Source organism: Rubritalea squalenifaciens DSM 18772 (genome assembly GCF_900141815.1).
GTDB lineage: Bacteria > Verrucomicrobiota > Verrucomicrobiia > Verrucomicrobiales > Akkermansiaceae > Rubritalea > Rubritalea squalenifaciens.
This window is the reverse complement of sequence record NZ_FQYR01000002.1, coordinates 882,850-900,081: the sequence shown is the minus strand read 5'-3', so window position 1 is coordinate 900,081 and position 17,232 is coordinate 882,850. Positions and strand designations below refer to the sequence as shown.

Annotated in this window: 13 protein-coding genes; 9 read left to right on the top strand and 4 right to left on the bottom strand. The window is 52.8% G+C overall.

What is annotated here, in order from left to right; all coding sequences use genetic code 11:
• Nucleotides 1–12: 12 nt before the first annotated feature.
• From BUB27_RS04185 to dnaK, 3 genes are all read right to left on the bottom strand, one after another.
• Complete coding sequence (locus BUB27_RS04185) at nt 13–303, bottom strand: co-chaperone GroES (protein WP_143158283.1); 291 nt, start codon at nt 301–303, stop codon at nt 13–15.
• Nucleotides 304–406: 103 nt separating this feature from the next.
• Complete coding sequence (locus tag BUB27_RS04180) at nt 407–778, bottom strand: four helix bundle protein (protein ID WP_143158282.1); 372 nt, start codon at nt 776–778, stop codon at nt 407–409.
• A gap of 81 nt (nt 779–859) precedes the next feature.
• Nucleotides 860–2,776, bottom strand: coding sequence for a molecular chaperone DnaK (dnaK, locus tag BUB27_RS04175; protein WP_143158281.1), 1,917 nt, complete (start codon nt 2,774–2,776; stop codon nt 860–862).
• 390 nt (nt 2,777–3,166) lie between these two features.
• Here dnaK and BUB27_RS04170 point away from each other — a divergent pair, with 390 nt between their 5' ends.
• The 9 genes from BUB27_RS04170 to BUB27_RS04130 all read left to right on the top strand — a co-directional run bounded on the left by BUB27_RS04170 (nt 3,167) and on the right by BUB27_RS04130 (nt 16,693).
• A complete protein-coding gene (locus BUB27_RS04170) occupies nt 3,167–4,627 on the top strand; it encodes an MFS transporter (RefSeq protein WP_143158280.1) in 1,461 nt (486 codons plus the stop codon).
• Nucleotides 4,628–4,801: 174 nt separating this feature from the next.
• Nucleotides 4,802–6,091 (top strand): Gfo/Idh/MocA family oxidoreductase, encoded by a 1,290-nt coding sequence (locus tag BUB27_RS04165; protein ID WP_143158279.1) that lies wholly within the window; start codon nt 4,802–4,804, stop codon nt 6,089–6,091.
• A 78-nt stretch (nt 6,092–6,169) separates the two neighbouring features.
• The gene (locus tag BUB27_RS04160; protein WP_143158278.1) at nt 6,170–7,237 is read left to right on the top strand and encodes a Gfo/Idh/MocA family protein; all 1,068 of its coding nucleotides are present in this window, start codon (nt 6,170–6,172) and stop codon (nt 7,235–7,237) included.
• 36 nt (nt 7,238–7,273) lie between these two features.
• Nucleotides 7,274–8,443 carry a hypothetical protein gene (locus tag BUB27_RS04155; protein ID WP_143158277.1) on the top strand — a complete coding sequence of 390 codons (1,170 nt, stop codon included), beginning with the start codon at nt 7,274–7,276 and terminating at the stop codon, nt 8,441–8,443.
• A 524-nt stretch (nt 8,444–8,967) separates the two neighbouring features.
• Nucleotides 8,968–11,514 carry a CBM96 family carbohydrate-binding protein gene (locus BUB27_RS04150; protein WP_159434794.1) on the top strand — a complete coding sequence of 849 codons (2,547 nt, stop codon included), beginning with the start codon at nt 8,968–8,970 and terminating at the stop codon, nt 11,512–11,514.
• Between the two features lie 203 nt (nt 11,515–11,717).
• Entirely contained in the window at nt 11,718–14,804 is a 3,087-nt protein-coding gene (locus BUB27_RS04145) for a CBM96 family carbohydrate-binding protein (RefSeq protein WP_143158275.1), read from the top strand.
• A 51-nt stretch (nt 14,805–14,855) separates the two neighbouring features.
• Nucleotides 14,856–15,704, top strand: a complete 849-nt coding sequence (locus BUB27_RS04140; RefSeq protein ID WP_143158274.1) for a GH25 family lysozyme — start codon at nt 14,856–14,858, stop codon at nt 15,702–15,704.
• Between the two features lie 25 nt (nt 15,705–15,729).
• Nucleotides 15,730–16,266: a hypothetical protein gene (locus tag BUB27_RS04135; RefSeq protein ID WP_143158273.1), complete on the top strand. Its 537-nt coding sequence runs from the start codon at nt 15,730–15,732 to the stop codon at nt 16,264–16,266.
• Between the two features lie 40 nt (nt 16,267–16,306).
• Nucleotides 16,307–16,693: a DUF3127 domain-containing protein gene (locus BUB27_RS04130; protein WP_143158272.1), complete on the top strand. Its 387-nt coding sequence runs from the start codon at nt 16,307–16,309 to the stop codon at nt 16,691–16,693.
• Here BUB27_RS04130 and BUB27_RS04125 read toward each other — a convergent pair.
• Nucleotides 16,690–17,190 (bottom strand): hypothetical protein, encoded by a 501-nt coding sequence (locus BUB27_RS04125; RefSeq protein WP_143158271.1) that lies wholly within the window; start codon nt 17,188–17,190, stop codon nt 16,690–16,692. The genes BUB27_RS04130 and BUB27_RS04125 overlap by 4 nt on opposite strands.
• Between the last annotated feature and the right edge of the window lie 42 nt (nt 17,191–17,232).

Genomic DNA, 17,232 nt, shown 5'->3' with positions numbered 1-17,232 from the left:
TAGATCGTTTAATTAACCTACGATGCCGAGGATGTCGGACTCCTGAAGGATGAGGTGATCAACACCATCCACCTTCACGTCAGTTCCGCCATACTTGGAGATCAGAACGACATCGTTCACCTTGACGGAGAATTCGAAGTCGCTTCCATCTTCGTTCTTACCGCCTGTACCAAGGGCAACCACAGTAGCTTCTTGTGGCTTTTCCTTGGCTGTATCAGGGAGAACGATACCGCCTGCGCTGACTTCATCAGCTTCGATGCGCTTAACGAGTACGCGCTGTCCGAGTGGTGTAATGCTAGACATAATGTTTAGTTCGTTTGTTTTATTGTTTAGATTATTGTTTTTGTTAGTTCGCTACATGGAAGCAGCTAAAAAGTTTAGGTCATTAGTCAGGGGTCAATAGTCATTAGGTAGATGCCGCTTGCCCGATGGAGGAAATGTAAGCGTTAAGCCGCTTCTTCAGCGTTTCCAACTTCGCATAGAGCTGTCGTGCCATTTCGTCTGGAATCACCCCCCTTCTTGCAGCTTTTTCCACCCAAGTCTGGGTTTCTTGCAGACTACCTCGAGCATAGAAGCAGAACTTCTGATTCTCCTTATAATGGAAGCGCCCGTAGCCTTCAGTGAGATTCGCAGCTATCGAATCCGTACTGCGTACTAACTGCAGCCCAAGTGAGCTTTTAGCAAAGCCATCCCAGGATACGACCAAAGCCCAGATCTCCTCAGCGAGGCTCATCGCTTCGCGGTAGATTTCCAAGTCGTTGATCGTTTTTGAAGACATAGGCTTTTACTTTTAGCAAAGTCACGGGTGAACCTAACCACCCGTGACTAATGACTTGTCAACTAATGACAGCCGTCAGGCTTAGTCTTCTACGACTTCAGCGTCGACAACCTTTCCTTTAGCTTTCTTTGGCTCGCCAGATTCTGAGTCATCGGCTGGCTCAGCTGTTGGAGCTGGACCGCCTGCTGCACCTGCAGCCTGGGCTGCCTGGGAGAGCTGCTGAAGCATCGCTTCGAGATCAGCCTTGGCAGACTTGATCTTGTCGAGGTCGTCCTCTTTGAGGGCTTCCTTGACGGCATCGATCTTGCCTTGGATCTCAGTCTTGAGTTCAGCTGGAGCTTGGTCACCCATTTCTTCGAGTTGCTTCTCGACTTGGTGAGCCATGCTGTCTGCCTCGTTCTTGACCTGCACTGCTTCTGCACGCTGGGCGTCTGCCTCTGCGTTCTCTTCAGCTTCGCGCTTGGCCTTCTCGATTTCTTCGTCAGAGAGACCGCTGGAGCCTTCGATGGAGATCTTCTGCTCTTTGCCGGACTTTTTGTCCTTGGCGGAAACGTGAAGGATACCGTTGGCGTCGATATCGAAGGTCACTTCGATCTGAGGCATACCGCGTGGTGCCGGCTCGATGCCGTCCAGGCGGAAGTTACCGAGGATCTTGTTGTCTTCGAACATCTTGCGCTCACCCTGACAGATGCGGATGTCCACAGCTGGCTGGTTGTCCGCAGCGGTGGAGAAAGTCTGGGACTTCTTCGCTGGGATGGTGGTGTTACGCTCGATCATTGGAGTGGCGATGCTACCTGCTGTCTCGATGGAGAGAGTCAGTGGAGCCACGTCCAGAAGAAGAACGTCGTTCACGTCACCCTGAAGAACACCACCCTGAATCGCAGCACCGATGGCTACCACTTCATCCGGGTTCACACCCTTGTGTGGTTCCTTACCTGCAAGCGCCTTGGCTGTTTCCACAACCTTAGGCATGCGGGTCATACCACCGACGAGCACGAGCTCGTCCACCTCGCTGGCAGATACACCTGCCTCCTTGAGACAGTCGAGTACTGGCTTCTTCGTGCGAGCGAAGAGGCTGTCAGTAAGCTGCTCAAGCTTGGAGCGGCTGATGGTAAGCTGGATGTGCTTAGGACCGTTCTGGTCTGCTGTGATGAACGGAAGGTTGATGTCGTAGGACTGGGAGCTGGAGAGGGAGATCTTCGCCTTCTCAGCTTCTTCCTTGATACGCTGCAGAGCGTCTGGCTGACCGGAGAGGTCAATACCTTCGTTGCTCTTGAACTCGTTCACAACGAACTCGATGAGTGCGTTATCCCAGTCGTCACCACCAAGCTGGGTGTCACCGTCAGTTGCAAGTACCTCGAAGACACCGTCACCGATTTCCAGCACGGAGATATCGAAGGTACCACCACCAAGGTCGTATACCGCGATCTTCTCGTCGGACTTCTTGTCCAGACCGTAGGCAAGAGCTGCTGCGGTAGGCTCGTTGATGATACGGCGAACTTTAAGTCCTGCGATCTCTCCAGCTGCCTTAGTAGCACTACGCTGGGAGTCGTTGAAGTAAGCTGGAACAGTGATCACTGCTTCAGTGATGGTTTCACCGAGCTTGGACTCAGCATCGCTCTTAAGCTTGCCGAGAACCATGGCAGCGATTTCCTGCGGGCTGTATACTTTGCTTTCTCCAGCTACATCCACCTTGATGTGGGCGTCGCCGTTGTCTGCCTTCACGATCTCATAAGGCATGCGCTTGTCTGCGTCTGTAAGCTCGTCGAACTTGCGACCGATGAGACGCTTAGCGGAGAAGATCGTGTTTCTTGGGTTGGTAACAGCCTGGCGCTTGGCAGCTTGACCTACCAGACGCTCACCACTCTTAGTGAATGCCACTACGGATGGAGTAGTGCGTGCACCTTCGGAGTTTTCCAAAACTGTCGCCTCGCCACCGTCCATGACGGCCATACAGGAGTTGGTTGTACCCAAGTCGATTCCTAGAATTTTAGCCATAATCTTTGTTTCTTTCTATTGAGGTTAAATATCAGCCTGCATGCCTTTGGCGCGCGCAGGCGCGTTCTTACCATTTACTAACGCAGGTTTCATGCCACCCGCCCAAGCAAAGAACCAACCCTCTCTATATCAACAAAACACAATGGAACCCGTAACAGCACGCTCCTTCAAACACCCCTCAAAAGGGACAAAATGACACGCCAGCGCGACACAGTAGCGCGCCATAGTGACACAGAATAAGCGGACAAGCTGTCACGATGACCTGCACACTTTTTAGCTAGTCATCGTCAAAATTCACTCTTCCCATGGCTAACAATGTCCTTTATGAAATGATGCCCTAACGCGCACGTACTCTTACAACGCTATTAATCAACTATACTTAACCTAACTATGAGTAACGCTAAAGCCAGCTCTACCGGAACCGTCATCCGGTTATCGATCATGATGTTCCTCCAGTTCTTTATCTGGGGAGCATGGTATGTAGCCCTCTGGGGATTCCTTGACCAAAACGGCATGACTGCCATCGGTGCAGGTGGATCCTACGACGCGGCCGCCTATACAGTAGCCCCTATCGCAGCCATCCTAGCCCCACTTACCTTGGGACTCATCGCTGACCGATTCCTCAATACAGAGAAAGTTCTCTCAATCCTCTTCCTTATTGGTGCAGCACTACTGTACTACGCACCAAGCCTAGCCTCTGCTGGAGCACCAGACTCACTTCTTGGTCAGTTTAGCCATCCTATGATTCTCTGCTTGTTGGCTTACATGATCTGCTTCATGCCAACTCTCGGCCTGACAGCAAGTCTCTCCTTCAGCCACCTCGACAATGCCGAGAAGCAGTTCCCCATAGTACGCGTACTAGGCACCATTGGCTGGATCGTGGGTAACTGGGTGATGTGGGGATCACGCATGTTCACAGGAGAACAAGCACTGGTCAATGAAGCTAAAGAAGGCCTAGCAGCCGCTACAGAAAGTGGAATCCAGGCAGATATTGCAACAGCTACAGAAAAATTGAATTCTGTAATGGCTAGCATTTCATTCTCTGACAATTCCCAGCACATCTTCACCGCTGCAGCCATTGCTTCTGCGCTACTTGGCATCTACTGCCTCACCCTTCCAAAAACAGCTCCTCCATCCAAAGGTAAGAAAATCGCTGTCGGCGAAATCGTCGGTAAAGACGCTTGGGGCCTCCTCAAAAACAAGAGCTTCTTCGTATTCGCTCTCGCCAGCTTCTTGATCTGTATTCCACTCGCTGGATACTACGCTAAGGGCTACGGATATGTCGGGGAAATGGGCGTCACTCTCTTCGGCTCCACCACAGGCGCCATGAGTACCGGCCAGATGTCTGAGATCATCTTCATGCTCATCATGCCATTCTGCTTCGCCCGACTTGGAGTAAAATGGATGCTCACTATCGGCATGGCAGCCTGGGTAGCACGTTATGGTCTCTGGGGCTATGCATTCGGCCAGGAAGGCCCAATGCTAACTCTGCCAATCTTCATTGGTATTCTCCTCCACGGTATCTGCTATGACTTCTTCTTCGTCACTGGCATGATCTACACCGACAAGAAAGCACCACCAGCCATCCGCAATCAGGCCCAGTCTCTCGTTGTGATGCTTACCCAAGGCCTCGGTCTTGGTATCGGAGCTCAGCTCTTTGGTCAATGGACTGGAATGTGCACCTCAGACGGCGTAATTGACTTTGCCAAATTCTGGTATGTTCCTGCAGCATTTGCTCTGGGAGTCATGGTTCTCTTCTTCATGTTCTTCTGGGACAAAGTGAAGACCGACGATGTGGATCTGGAAGAAGCCGCCGAGGCAGCGACTCCGGATTCCGAGTCTGCCATGTAAGTCACTGGACAGACAAAATCGAAACCTTTCAAACACCCGGCTGCTTAGCCGGGTGTTTTTGTTTCTTATCCTGTCAGGATCTGAAAGATCGTGGTATATGATGGCGTCTCCCTGCTGTGTGATTGCTTGCCGCATTCACGGACGCAAGGACCCAAAAAACGACGAATTAAGCTCATGACTGAAATCAACCGCCGCCAAGCACTCGGCAAACTCGCCACACTAGCCACTGTATCGATTGTTCCAAGCCGCGTTCTTGGACTCTCAGGCCAGACACCACCATCCGAGGAACTCACCCGCGCCATCATCGGCTGCGGCGGCATCTGTACCAATCACCTGGGCCGTCCGGGCCGCTTGCTCGCTCTCTGTGATGTGGATTCTTCCCGTCTCGCTGGCCGCATGAAAGAGGTTCAGGGCAAGGGCAACAAAGAAGTCAAAGGCTATCACGACTTCCGCGAGATTCTCGAGCGCAAGGACATCGACATCATTCACGTAGCCACCCCGCCTCACTGGCATGCCTACATGGCGATGGCTTCCTCCAATGCCGGCAAGGCCGTCTGGGGCGAGAAGCCGATGAGCCGTACCATCGGTGAAGGCATGGCCATGCGCGACCTGATCAACAAGAACCAGACCGCCTTCCGCCTGAACACTTGGTTCCGCTTCAAGAGCAAATTTTATGGCTCCAATGTCCTCGCCCGGGACGTCCGCAAGGTCGTGGCCAGCGGCATGCTTGGAGACGGACCACTCAAGGTCACCCTCAGTGGGGTCACCGGCTTCAACTGGAAATTCAACTGGGTGGGCAAGACCGAACTTCCCATCATGGAGGTGCCTGAGGTACTGGATTACGACTCCTGGCTTGGACCTGCACCGTACCGCCCGTACTCCCGCCACAGAACCCACGGCACCTTCCGCGGCTACTGGGACTACGATGGTGGCGGACTGGGAGACATGGGGCAGCACTACCTCGATCCCGTTCAGTATATCCTCGGCAAGGACGATGAGCTTCCTGTTTCCGTGGAAATCGATGCCGACCCACAGGATACCGATGCAGTCGGCAGCTGGCGCCGCATCACCTACAAGTACGCAGACGGAACAACCATCGTACTGGATGGCGCAAACAAGGACAAGAACGCCGCCTTCATCGAAGGTTCCAAAGGGAAAATCTTCAGAGGCTTCAAGTCGGACATCCCAGACTTCGAGAAAAAGGTCGCCCAACTCCCCGACCCTCCAGCACAGGTCACCGATTTCCACCAGGCCATCCGCGAGAAGAAGCTCTTCGCTCTGAACCAGAACAACGGCTTCAACTCCTGCACCTTGGTCAACCTCGGCAAGATCGCCCACCGCACCAATACCAACATCACTTTTGATCCAAAGAAAATGGAAATCACCAACAGCAAGCTGGCTAACTCACTCATCCATCAGCCGGATCGCCCCAAATGGGATCACCGCAGCCTCATCAAAGGCTAATAGGGCACCATCCACCCTTGCCCCCCGACTCCCCCCCACTTATGAATTCACCAGCACTCAAACTGTAACCACACGAATATGATTAAGATCCTCTGCGCCGGCGCCGGCCACATGGGCCGCTCACACGCACTCGCCTACCACAATATCCCTGAATTCGAAATCGTTGGCATCTGCACCCGCTCTGCAGGTTCCCGTGAAAAGCTTAATGACGAACTCGGTGGCGGCTACGCCCTCTACGACGACTTCTATAAAGCTCTGGAGGAAACCAAGCCAGACGCCGTCTCCATCTCCACTTACCCAGACACGCACGCTCCTTATGCCAAGGCAGCCTTCGAGGCTGGCTGCGATGTCTTCATCGAGAAGCCACTCGCTGAGACCGTGGAAGAAGCCGAGGAAATCGTCGAATCAGCCAAGGCAAACGGCCGCAAGCTGGTAATCGGCTACATTCTCCGCCACCATCCATCCTGGCAGAAATTCATCGAGATGTCCCATGACCTTGGCAAGCCGCTCGTCATGCGCATGAACCTCAACCAGCAGTCTTTCGGCGACAACTGGAACACCCACAAGAACCTCATGTCCTCCATCTCTCCGATCGTGGACTGCGGTGTTCACTACGTGGACGTGATGTGTCAGATGACACGCTCCAAGCCAGTCCGCGTAGCTGGTCTCGGTGCACGTCTCACCGACGAGCTTCCTGAGGGCAAGATCAACTACGGCCACCTCCAGGTCACCTTCGAAGACGGTTCTGTAGGTTGGTACGAAGCTGGCTGGGGCCCAATGATGTCCGAAACCGCTTTCTTCGTGAAAGACGTGGTTGGACCTAACGGCTGTGTCACTATCGAAGCCAAGGATGCCGCCGGCGAAGGTGCCTCTGCAGACGTGGACGCGCACACCAAGACGAATACCCTGCGCCGCCACTTCTCCGAACTCGACGAGAACAACCAGTTCGTCAAAAAGGACGAATGGGTAGAGACTGGCGATGAGCCAGATCACGACGGCCTTTGCCACCGTGAGCAGGAATACTTCCTCAAAGCCATCCAGGAAAACATCGATCTAACCGATCACATGGACGATGCAATCAACTCCATGAAGATCGTAGCCGCTGCGGACAAGTCATTCCGCACTGGTGAGATTGTTCATCTGTAGGCTTGCAGAATCAACTGCCTCCAGAAATTGTAGGTCATGTCTGGAAAACCGGAGTGGATTTACAAATCTGGAGGCAAATTTTTTTATGCCAATGGCGACAACCTCACTACCGAGGTTCAAAGCCAGTTTGCGCAGAATGCTGAAGCTGTAGCCCAGCAGAGCATTCAGAAGAATTCTTGGAAACAATCCTCGGACAATACTCCCTTCGGTATGTCCGCCACCGCTTGGAAGGCTAACAACAGCTGGGAGCACTACACTCCGAAGTTCGAATCGATCTCTCGTGCCAAAGCTGTAGGCGAGGTTTACTACGTACTCAGCCTCCCTAACGTCAGCGGGCTTTTCAAAAAAGACCTCAATAGCGACGAGGAGCACCGGATCTTTCACAAGGACCAGATCGACATTGCCGAGATCCGCCACCACCCCAAGTCCAAGTACATTGCGGCTTCTCTCCGGAACAAGGACAATGCCCACATCGTGGTCATGTCTAACCACAAGTTTGACTACAAGATCCTAACGGATGGAGACGTCTTTGACTCCAGCCCTAGCTGGGACCAAGAGCACGGCACCTCCATTCTCTACCAGAGCAGTGGTATCGGGCGAGATGAAGATGGCTACTACGCAGGCAGGACACCCAGCAGTATCGAGCAGATCTGCGTCAAAACCGGTGAACACCAAACCCTGCTAGAAGATGCCGAGCACGATCTGCTAGCTCCGCAGACTGACGCCGAGGGCAATTTGTATTTCATCCGCCGCCCGATGGAGAACTCTAACCGCAAACTCCCTCTCCACAAAGTGGCTCTGGAGACCATTCTCATTCCATTCAGAATCGCCAAGACCGCTTATCTGGTAGTCGACAGCATTTCCAAGCTCACCAGGAAAAAGCCTTTGGCCAATTTGGGACCTGAGGACAAACCCCAGCAGCCCCAGAAATGGAAGAACATCAAAGGCGTGATGGTCGACCTCAGCAAAACCAAATCCCCTAAAGGTGAGGATGAGGCATCGATTGTCCCCCATTCCTGGAAACTCATCAAACGTCTCAAGGATGGAAGCGAACAGGTGCTCAAGACAGCCCTGCTTGACTTCGACGTCAGGCACGATGGCGCCATTCTGGCCTCTGACGGGCGCAAGATCCTCTCCATCATCGGAGGCAAGACCCAGACACTCCTCAAGACGGACGGAATTGCAGACGAAGTGAGGTGGATGTGAGCCCTTTGAGGGTGGAAATGCAAAAAAATTACAACTACCCCAGAAGCCCAGAATTCCTTGTGGCGCCTGTCTCAGACGAGATTGGCGCCTTCTTTTTGGCAGCCAATTCAAACGACCGAGAGAAAAACCTGCTTTACATGCCAATCGGAACCATGGTGTATTCTATGCAATATTTATTTCTATAACCCGATCTTATATCACGAGAGTTATCATACTCTGTGGTCTGAGATCACATTATAATCAGGTTTACCCCACCCCTGACCTAGAGCCCGTTCTCCCCGGAGAGCGGGCTTTCTTCGTTTTGTCTAACTCATTCTATCAGGGCGCTTGAGCACAAATTTGATTGCGAAAACAACACCCCTCCAGACTCCAACAGCATTCATCTTTTCGATTAAAACCATTAATCCCCCGATACTCACACTATCATAAACCCAAACCATAAACCTATTATGTGCTTCCGCTCGATCACACAACTAGCACTTTTAAGTACTAGTCTCACACTACCGCTCTACGCCCAGAGCACGATGAACCTCAACGCTCTAGCAGACTCCTACGCGAACGCTTCGCGTTCGAATAAAAACTACGGGGAAAGCATCGACCTTACACTCCGCTCCGGCAACAAGATTGCATTCCTCAAATTTGAGGTTCCTGAGCTGCCCGGTGCCATTCTCTCTGCTGAGCTCCAGCTCTATGCCATGAATGCTGCCAGCCAGATCGGTATCCATAACGTTGACGACGACTCTTGGCAGGAAAACACCCTCAACTGGGACCTCAAGCCCGACCACACCCTGACAGCTGCTACCTCTGGTGCTCTCATTGCGAATGCCTACAACACATTCGACGTCAGCTCCCTTGTCAACAGCTCCGGAGTACACAGCCTGGCCCTGCTTTACGGGGACAAAGGCAACATCGATATCAGTAGTCGTGAAACCAACTTTCAACCCATCCTGCACATCACCTATGATGACAGCAATGTGGCACCCAATGGCAGTGATGACGAGTTCTACGTCATCCACGACACAGACCGCACGATTTCCGGCTCCGGTGTACTCAGCAATGACCAAGACCCGAATGGTGACACACTCACAGCCAAGCTGCAATCCGCGCCTACCCGAGGCAGCGTCACACTCAATGCAGACGGATCTTTTGTTTACACCCCCACTCCAGGAGAGTTCGGGGTAGATTCATTCACCTACGTAGCAAATGACGGCTACCTGGACTCGGCACCAGTGACCGTCACCCTCTATCTGCGCGGCTACTCATTCCTTCTCCCCAGCGCGGAACTGGACAAGCTGGAAGGCGATCTGGGGATTGATCTTAGCCTAGACCAAGAACTGGATCTCATCTGGGCAGTCAATCCCCCACCTGCCGACAGCTCCCGACTGAATCAATCCAATGCAAGGATCGAACAACACCGTAAGTCCGACTTCTCACTGAACTTGCTGGATTCAAATGGAGTTCCACTTACCGGAGCCTCAGTCAGCGCAAGCTTGAAGAAACGCCAGTTTCGTTTTGGCGGTGTACTTAGCCTAAAACATTTCGCCGGTGCTAACACCGACGGACTGAACGGTCAGGCATACAAAGATAAGATCAAAACTTACTTCGATGCGGTAGGCCTGATGAACGGCCTGAAACCCAAGCTCAGTGCTGGCAATGAACAATACCTTCCTGACTTCTTCCAGTGGTGCCAGCAAAATGATGTACCGGTGCGCGGCCACTTGCTTCTCTGGCCTGGTGGCAACCACCTCAGTGCCGAGGTCGAAGCCAAGACCACTGCCATCGAGCAAAGCGAAGACCCCACAGAGATCGCCACCCTCACTGCTGAGCTTCGCACTCTAGTCGATAATGAGATTACCACCTGGGCCGCGACCTGGGATGTGTACGAGTGGGACGTCCTGAATGAGATTCTCTCTAACCAACGTCTCCAGAATATCTTTGGCGATGCCGAAATGATTCGCTGGTTCTCACTAGCCCAGCAGAACATGGTCGACCCAAATGCTGATCTATTACTCAACGACTACCAGATCATTTCCTGCAAAGAAGAGAGCCGAATCGCGGCCTACAAAGAGCGTCTGGACTATCTCGTGAATAACGGCGCAGCTATCACAGCCATCGGTTTCCAGTCCCGCTACAAATGGAGACATGAAGACCCGGAAACACTCTACAACCGCTTGGACCAATTCTCTTCCTACAACATGAAACTGGTAGGCACTGAATTCGAAATCAAGACATCCCCTGGAGTATTCGAGCCCAATGAATACACCCGGGCCAGAATGACCGCTGAAACCATGACGGCCTACCTTTCTCACCCTAAGGTCACCTCCCTCTTCGCCTGGGATTTCGGCAAAGACTACAGTGAGCGCGCCTTGTTAGACTCCAGTGGAAACCCAAAACTGAACGGCCTCGTCTGGTACTACCTGAACCGGATCCGCTTCACGAGTGCAGCTTCCACAGATTCCGATGCCGACGGCATGGCGAGCTTCAGAGGCTTCCATGGTGAGTATGAAGTCACGGTAGAGCACGAAGGCAGAAGTTTCACCACGAACATCAATCTCACCGATGGCTCCGCACAGGAGGTCAACCTACCATTCTCTGGCACCGTGAGCAGCAACTACGCTCCATCTGAAGACACATTCGTCTACGATAACAATGAAACCCTAACGCCATACAACTGGCAGCGTTTCGATCTCCGCACGGATCCTGACGGCCCATACAGCAGAATCGCCTATCTGAAGTTCGACCTCTCACAAATGTCTGGGGAAGAAGTGAGCACCATCCTGAGACTCTACTCCGAAGTCGCTACTACTTCACTTTCCATCTATCAGGTAGATGATTCCAGCTGGAATCAAGAGACTCTCAACTGGACGAACAAACCGGATCTGGGAACCCTGCTCGCCACCGTCAGCACCCAGGACAACACCTGGGTAGAGATCCCGCTCAACTTTGCGGATAACCCCGGCGTCATCACCCTAGCGATCATAAACAATCTGGATCAGATAGCCAAAGTGTCTTCCTCCGAGTCCAGCAATCCTCCATCACTGGTGACCACAGAGCCCTACACTGCTCCCTGACATCAGTACATTCTATTTCCCAAAGACCACGGCCTCAGAGCCTAACCAGCTCTGAGGCCTTTTTCTGCGGCTGAAACAATTTACGCATACACACAAGAATCATGAGAAAACTAACAAGCTCGTGAGAAGGTTTCGGCACAGCACTTGCAAAAGCCGATACCTGAGCCCCCCGATAAACATGACCACCCGCACTCTCTACACCCATGCTCACCCGCTCACTAAGCCTGATTATTCTATGCCTGGCCACGATTGTCCCTACGCTCACAGCACAGACCATCGTCGATGTTCCTGTATCTGCTGACACTTGGGTCAATGACGCGCGACCGACGAGGACCTACGGTGACAGCAGCAAGATGCGGCTGAAGTCCTCTGGTAAAATCGGCTTCCTCCAGTTTGACGTAGAGGGCATTCCCGGAACCATTCTCTCAGCCGAGCTTCACCTCTACGCCCTAAGCACGACGAGTGAAATCACGATCCACGATGTTGCAGACGACACATGGGATGAGAAACAGCTCATGTGGGACAACAAGCCGGACATCACCACTCTAGCCACAGCCACAGGCAGCACTACAGCGAATAGCTATACTTCCTACGACCTCGGCAACTTGATCACCATGAACGGCCTTCACAGTCTGGCCCTGCAAACCAGCAGTACCAGTTTCGTGGACCTCGGAACACGAGAAGCCTCACAAGGCGCCTTCCTTCGAATCACCTATGATAACAGCAATGAGGCCCCCGAGGGGAAAGATGATGAGTTTTATGTGATCCATGACACCGCCCGCACTATCAGCCAGCCTGGTGTACTCAGTAATGATACGGATGCCAATGATGACGCCATCACCGCCGTTCTTGAGTCCACCACAACCAAAGGCAGCCTCGCTCTCAGTGCCGACGGCTCATTCGTCTACACTCCGACTCCCGGTCAGTACGGCACGGATAGTTTCACCTACCGGGTCAGTGATGGGAATTTCCAGTCAGATCCCGTAACCGTCACCCTCTATCTTCGTGGGCGCGCGATTCTTCTCAGTGACGCCGAGAGAGACCAATTGGAGAACGATCTAGGCATTACGCTAGGCCTGAACCAAGAGCTCGATCTCATTTGGGCGGTCGATCCACCACCTGCCGACAGTAGTCGTCTGGATCAGGCGCATGCCAGGATAGAACAACACCGTAAGTCTGACTTCACTCTTCAGATCATGGACGCAAACGGCAATGCCCTCCAGAACGCCGCCATCCATGCCAGCCTCAAGAAACGGAAGTTCCGCTTTGGTGGCGTGCTCAGCCTCAAGCATTTTGCCTCGGCAGATACAGATGGCCACCACGGCCAGGCCTATAAGGACAAAATTAAAACTTACTTTGATGCCGTCGGCCTGATGAACGGCCTGAAACCCAAGCTAAGAGGTGGATTCGAGGAATACCTGCCAGACTTCTTCGACTGGTGTTCCAATCATGATGTCCCGGTTCGCGGCCACCTTCTCCTGTGGCCCGGAGGTTCACACCTCAGTGCAGACATCGAAGCCAAGACGACAGCCATCGAGGAAAGTGAAGACCCCACCGAGATTGCCACCCTCACAGATGAGCTGCGTACCTTGGTAGACAATGAAATCACCAGCTGGGCTGCCAAGTGGGATGTCTATGAGTGGGATGTCCTCAATGAGATCCTCTCTAACCAGCGACTGCAAAACATCTTTGGGGATGCGGAAATGATCCGTTGGTACAATCTGGCCGAGCAAAACAAAGTCAACCCAGACGCTGATCTCCTGCTCAATGACTTCCAGATCATTTCCGGTAAAAACGAAAACCGCATCGCCACCTACAAGGAGCGCCTGGATTACTTGATAAACAACGGGGCTCCCATCACAGCCATAGGCTTCCAATCCAGATTCAAGTGGCAGCAGGAAGATCCAGAAACCCTCTATGACCGTCTCGAACAGTTCTCCAGCTACAACATGAGCCTGGTAGGTACGGAATTCGAGATCAAGACTACGCCGGATGTCTTTGAGCCAGATGAGTACCTGCGCGCACGTATGACCGCCGAGATCATGACCTCCTACTTTTCCCACCCTAAGGTGACAGCGCTCTTTGCCTGGGACTTTGGCAAGGACTACAGCGAGCGCGCACTCATCGATCAGAATGGAGACCCGAAACTCAATGGACTGGTCTGGTACTACCTCAGCCGCATCCGCTTCAACACTTCGGCGGACACCAACAGCAATACAGGAACCGCTCAATTCAGAGGCATTCATGGAGAGTACGAAATCACCATTGAGCACGAGGGTCGCTCTTATAGCACCACCATCAACCTGTTAGACAATAACACACAAGCTATCACCATTCCTTTCGCCGCTGCCGAAAGCCGGGAATACTCCGTTGAAGCAGACACTTTCGCCTTTGAGAACAACCCGGACTTAAGCCCGGAGAACTGGCAGCGCCTCGAACTGAGGACACAAGCAGATGGCCCATACACGCGCATCGCCTTCCTGCGCTTTGACTTGCACGGTCTGCACGGCACAAATGTATCCACAATTCTCAAGCTCTATTCAGAACTAGGCAGAGACTCTCTCTCGGTCCACCTTGTAGAAGACTCCAGCTGGAACGCTCAGAACCTGAACTGGAACAACAAGCCCGCACTAGGCACAAAACTAACAACCGTCAGTTTACAGGATGAAGCCTGGACAGAAATACCACTCACACTCTCTCAAGGTAATTCAGGCTACCTCACCTTGGCTCTGGTGAATGACAATGACACCCTCGCGAAGATATCCTCCTCAGAGTCATCGAACCCTCCAAGCTTGTTAGTCACAAACACCTTTGAAGACAACGATCTCGATGGCCAATCTGATCTACTAGACGACGATGATGATAATGACAAGCTCCCGGACAGCTACGAAGCTAGACACGGCCTGGACTACCTCAATATCACGGATGGCAATGCAGACCATGATCTCGACGGAGTAAGCACGGCACTCGAGTTTGTACTCGGCCTCTCTGCCAGCCAAGCTGGCGACTCCCCGGTAAACATCGAACACTCAGCCGATGGCACCACCACTCTTGCCTACCAGCTCAGACAGAACGAGGATCTGACTGGGGGCACGCTTTCACTGGAGTTCTCTACAGAGCTGACTTCCTGGCAGCCTCTCAATGAAACGAATCTGAGCAGCGCAGGTCTATCCCCACTATGGCAACAATCCTCCAAGGCGAACCCTGACGGAGACCTGGAGACCTTCAATATTCAGCTTCCAGATTGCGAGCAAATCTTCATCCGTGCCAAAGTCCAGACGAGCCCTTAAATCAGGATTCTTCTTCACAGCAGACGTACTTTCCAATAGGGTACGTCTGTTATGTGTCGCCATTTCCCCATCCTCTTTTTATTGTCACTGATCTCCGTCTCCTGCGGCGGGCTCGAATACGGAAAAGTCTCCTACTCGGACTCACCCAAAGTCATCAATGTCTCCCACTATGACCCCAAGGAGAAACAGCGCTCCGGGAGGTCCTACACGCCTCTGAACCAAGCCGCGCTACGTGCGAATGGAGCACATGGCCTGATTGCCCGCTGCGCCAAGGGCCCTACCTTGGATACCAAGTGCGCTGACTTTCTGGTAGGGGCAGAGCGGCAAGGCATGCTATTGGGCTCCTACTACTATCTGTTGCCTGACTCAGATCCCCACTACCATGCGCATCGCTTTATCAAGCGACTACGCTCAATCAAGGCTTCACGCGGTCTGCGTACGGACCGGATTCTTCTGGTGGCAGATATCCACACGGACTGCAGCATCAGCCGGGCTGTCCACTTTGTCTCTGAGATCAAAAGCATCACAGGCAAATACCCCGTGATCTATATCGAGAACGGACCAGGCATACGGGCCAGACTCAATGCCGCCAGTGCCCGTGAAAAATCCATCCTCCGCCAATGCCCCTACTGGCTGGCACTGTACTCAGACAAACATGCCGGCTTAGAAACCCCGCTCAGACTCACCCAAGCATCCGGCATCTGGTCCAATTGGGTCATGTGGCAGTACGGTGGAGTCTGGTGGAAGAACGGACGCTCCGTTCCCCACAACTATCACCGTGGCAGCTGGCACACCCCCAAGTATTTCGGTAATCTGGACCGCCCGATAGAACGTAGCGGATTCAATGGCTCTACTTCTGAACTGTATTCGTTCTGGAATTCCCGCGCCTGGAAGTGGTAAGCCATGCGCAACCAAGAACCGCACTGTGAAACTCGACGCCTATCTCGAACAAGCCAGACCTCTTTCTCTCACCGCTCGCGCCGCGATCTCCCTCCACATCACGGAAGCCTACTTCCTGAAAAAAGGACTCAAGCACGAGATCGTTGATGAGTTTTTCGATCATCTCTGGCAACACCCCTTACAGCAAGAACCCAAAGCTTTCTCAGAGTGGGAAGCTCGTCGCGGAGATCTGGTCGATTTCGGGCTGACGGATGACCTTCCCGATGATCTGGAAGGCCTGCTCGAACCCGCTGGTATTACTGTGGAGGAATTGTTCCATGTCGTTGAAGCGCCTGTAGAAATCCTCTGGGGGAACTTCTTCCGAACAGCTGACGATGAAACCTCACTGGCCTACCTGAAGAACTCACTCGTAATCGCCGAGCGCAACGGCATCATCTTTCCCACCCTCAGCCCCTACAAAGAGTCCCTCTTTGCCGACAATCACGGCTGGGGCAACCCGATCTCACAAATCACCCGGGATGAATGGAGAAAATCTGGCAGCATTGGCGCTCTCGGCCATTAGGCACTTGCCAGATTACCCTACACGCGAAACACTCACCATCATGTTCGAACTTAGCGGCAAAATCAAAGTTATCGAGGACACTCAAAGCTTCAGCAGTGGCTTTACCAAGCGTGAATTCGTCCTCACCACCAGCGACTCCAAGTACCCTCAGGACATCAAGTTCGAGACTGTCAAAGACAAGACCAGCATGCTGGACAAGCTCTCCGTAGGCCAAGAGATTACTGTCAGCTTCGACATCAGAGGCAATGAGTACAATGGTCGCTACTATGTGAACCTTAACTGCTGGAAGATCCAAGCCGGTGGTGCCCAGCCAGCGGCAAAAGCCCCGGTTAAGGAGCCAAACTTTGACAACCCGTTTGGTGATGAAGAAGAGCCATCCGCAGATGAGCTGCGTGGCAACTACGATGACGACGACATCCCGTTTTAAGCATCTCTGCTGAGTAGATCAGCAACTACCTCGGCCTGCTTGCGATGAATCTGTAGGTGCAAGCCAAACATCACATGCCAACTATGTGCGTTAAGCATCCCAAACACGGGATGCTTTTTTTGTTCAGTCGATCTCAGTCCTTTGTAGCTATCGACAGCCTTCAGGTAATCCTCCACGGACTGCTTAAACTCATCGAGAGCCTTTTGCCCCAGTTCCCCTTTCGGCATCACATCCTTCTTGGGATCGATCACGTGCTTCATGGGCTCTTGTGTCACCAAGGAGGTCACCACCTCACGGATCGAACGGTTCACTATGGCATTGTGCTCACAGATGTCTAACAAAGACCACTCTCGCATATCCGGGTCCACCCCCATCATCGCGGGAACGCGGACATGTTCCCCCCATTTCTCTCTCGGAACATAATGCATCAGCCCGAGATAGCGCCGGAGCTCATCCCTGATCTTCTCGGTTGCTACCGCCCGGGAAGTCAGTTTCATTCTGGCACGTACCAGAAATCTAATCATCCGCTTATTCACATA

Bases quoted from the DNA above. Each gene is read 5' to 3' on its own strand.
- BUB27_RS04185 (WP_143158283.1), bottom strand. From the start codon at position 303: ATGTCTAGCATTACACCACTCGGACAGCGCGTACTCGTTAAGCGCATC.
- BUB27_RS04180 (WP_143158282.1), bottom strand. From the start codon at position 778: ATGTCTTCAAAAACGATCAACGACTTGGAAATCTACCGCGAAGCGATG.
- dnaK (WP_143158281.1), bottom strand. From the start codon at position 2,776: ATGGCTAAAATTCTAGGAATCGACTTGGGTACAACCAACTCCTGTATG.
- BUB27_RS04170 (WP_143158280.1), top strand. From the start codon at position 3,167: ATGAGTAACGCTAAAGCCAGCTCTACCGGAACCGTCATCCGGTTATCG.
- BUB27_RS04165 (WP_143158279.1), top strand. From the start codon at position 4,802: ATGACTGAAATCAACCGCCGCCAAGCACTCGGCAAACTCGCCACACTA.
- BUB27_RS04160 (WP_143158278.1), top strand. From the start codon at position 6,170: ATGATTAAGATCCTCTGCGCCGGCGCCGGCCACATGGGCCGCTCACAC.
- BUB27_RS04155 (WP_143158277.1), top strand. From the start codon at position 7,274: ATGTCTGGAAAACCGGAGTGGATTTACAAATCTGGAGGCAAATTTTTT.
- BUB27_RS04150 (WP_159434794.1), top strand. From the start codon at position 8,968: ATGAACCTCAACGCTCTAGCAGACTCCTACGCGAACGCTTCGCGTTCG.
- BUB27_RS04145 (WP_143158275.1), top strand. From the start codon at position 11,718: ATGCTCACCCGCTCACTAAGCCTGATTATTCTATGCCTGGCCACGATT.
- BUB27_RS04140 (WP_143158274.1), top strand. From the start codon at position 14,856: ATGTGTCGCCATTTCCCCATCCTCTTTTTATTGTCACTGATCTCCGTC.
- BUB27_RS04130 (WP_143158272.1), top strand. From the start codon at position 16,307: ATGTTCGAACTTAGCGGCAAAATCAAAGTTATCGAGGACACTCAAAGC.
- BUB27_RS04125 (WP_143158271.1), bottom strand. From the start codon at position 17,190: ATGAAACTGACTTCCCGGGCGGTAGCAACCGAGAAGATCAGGGATGAG.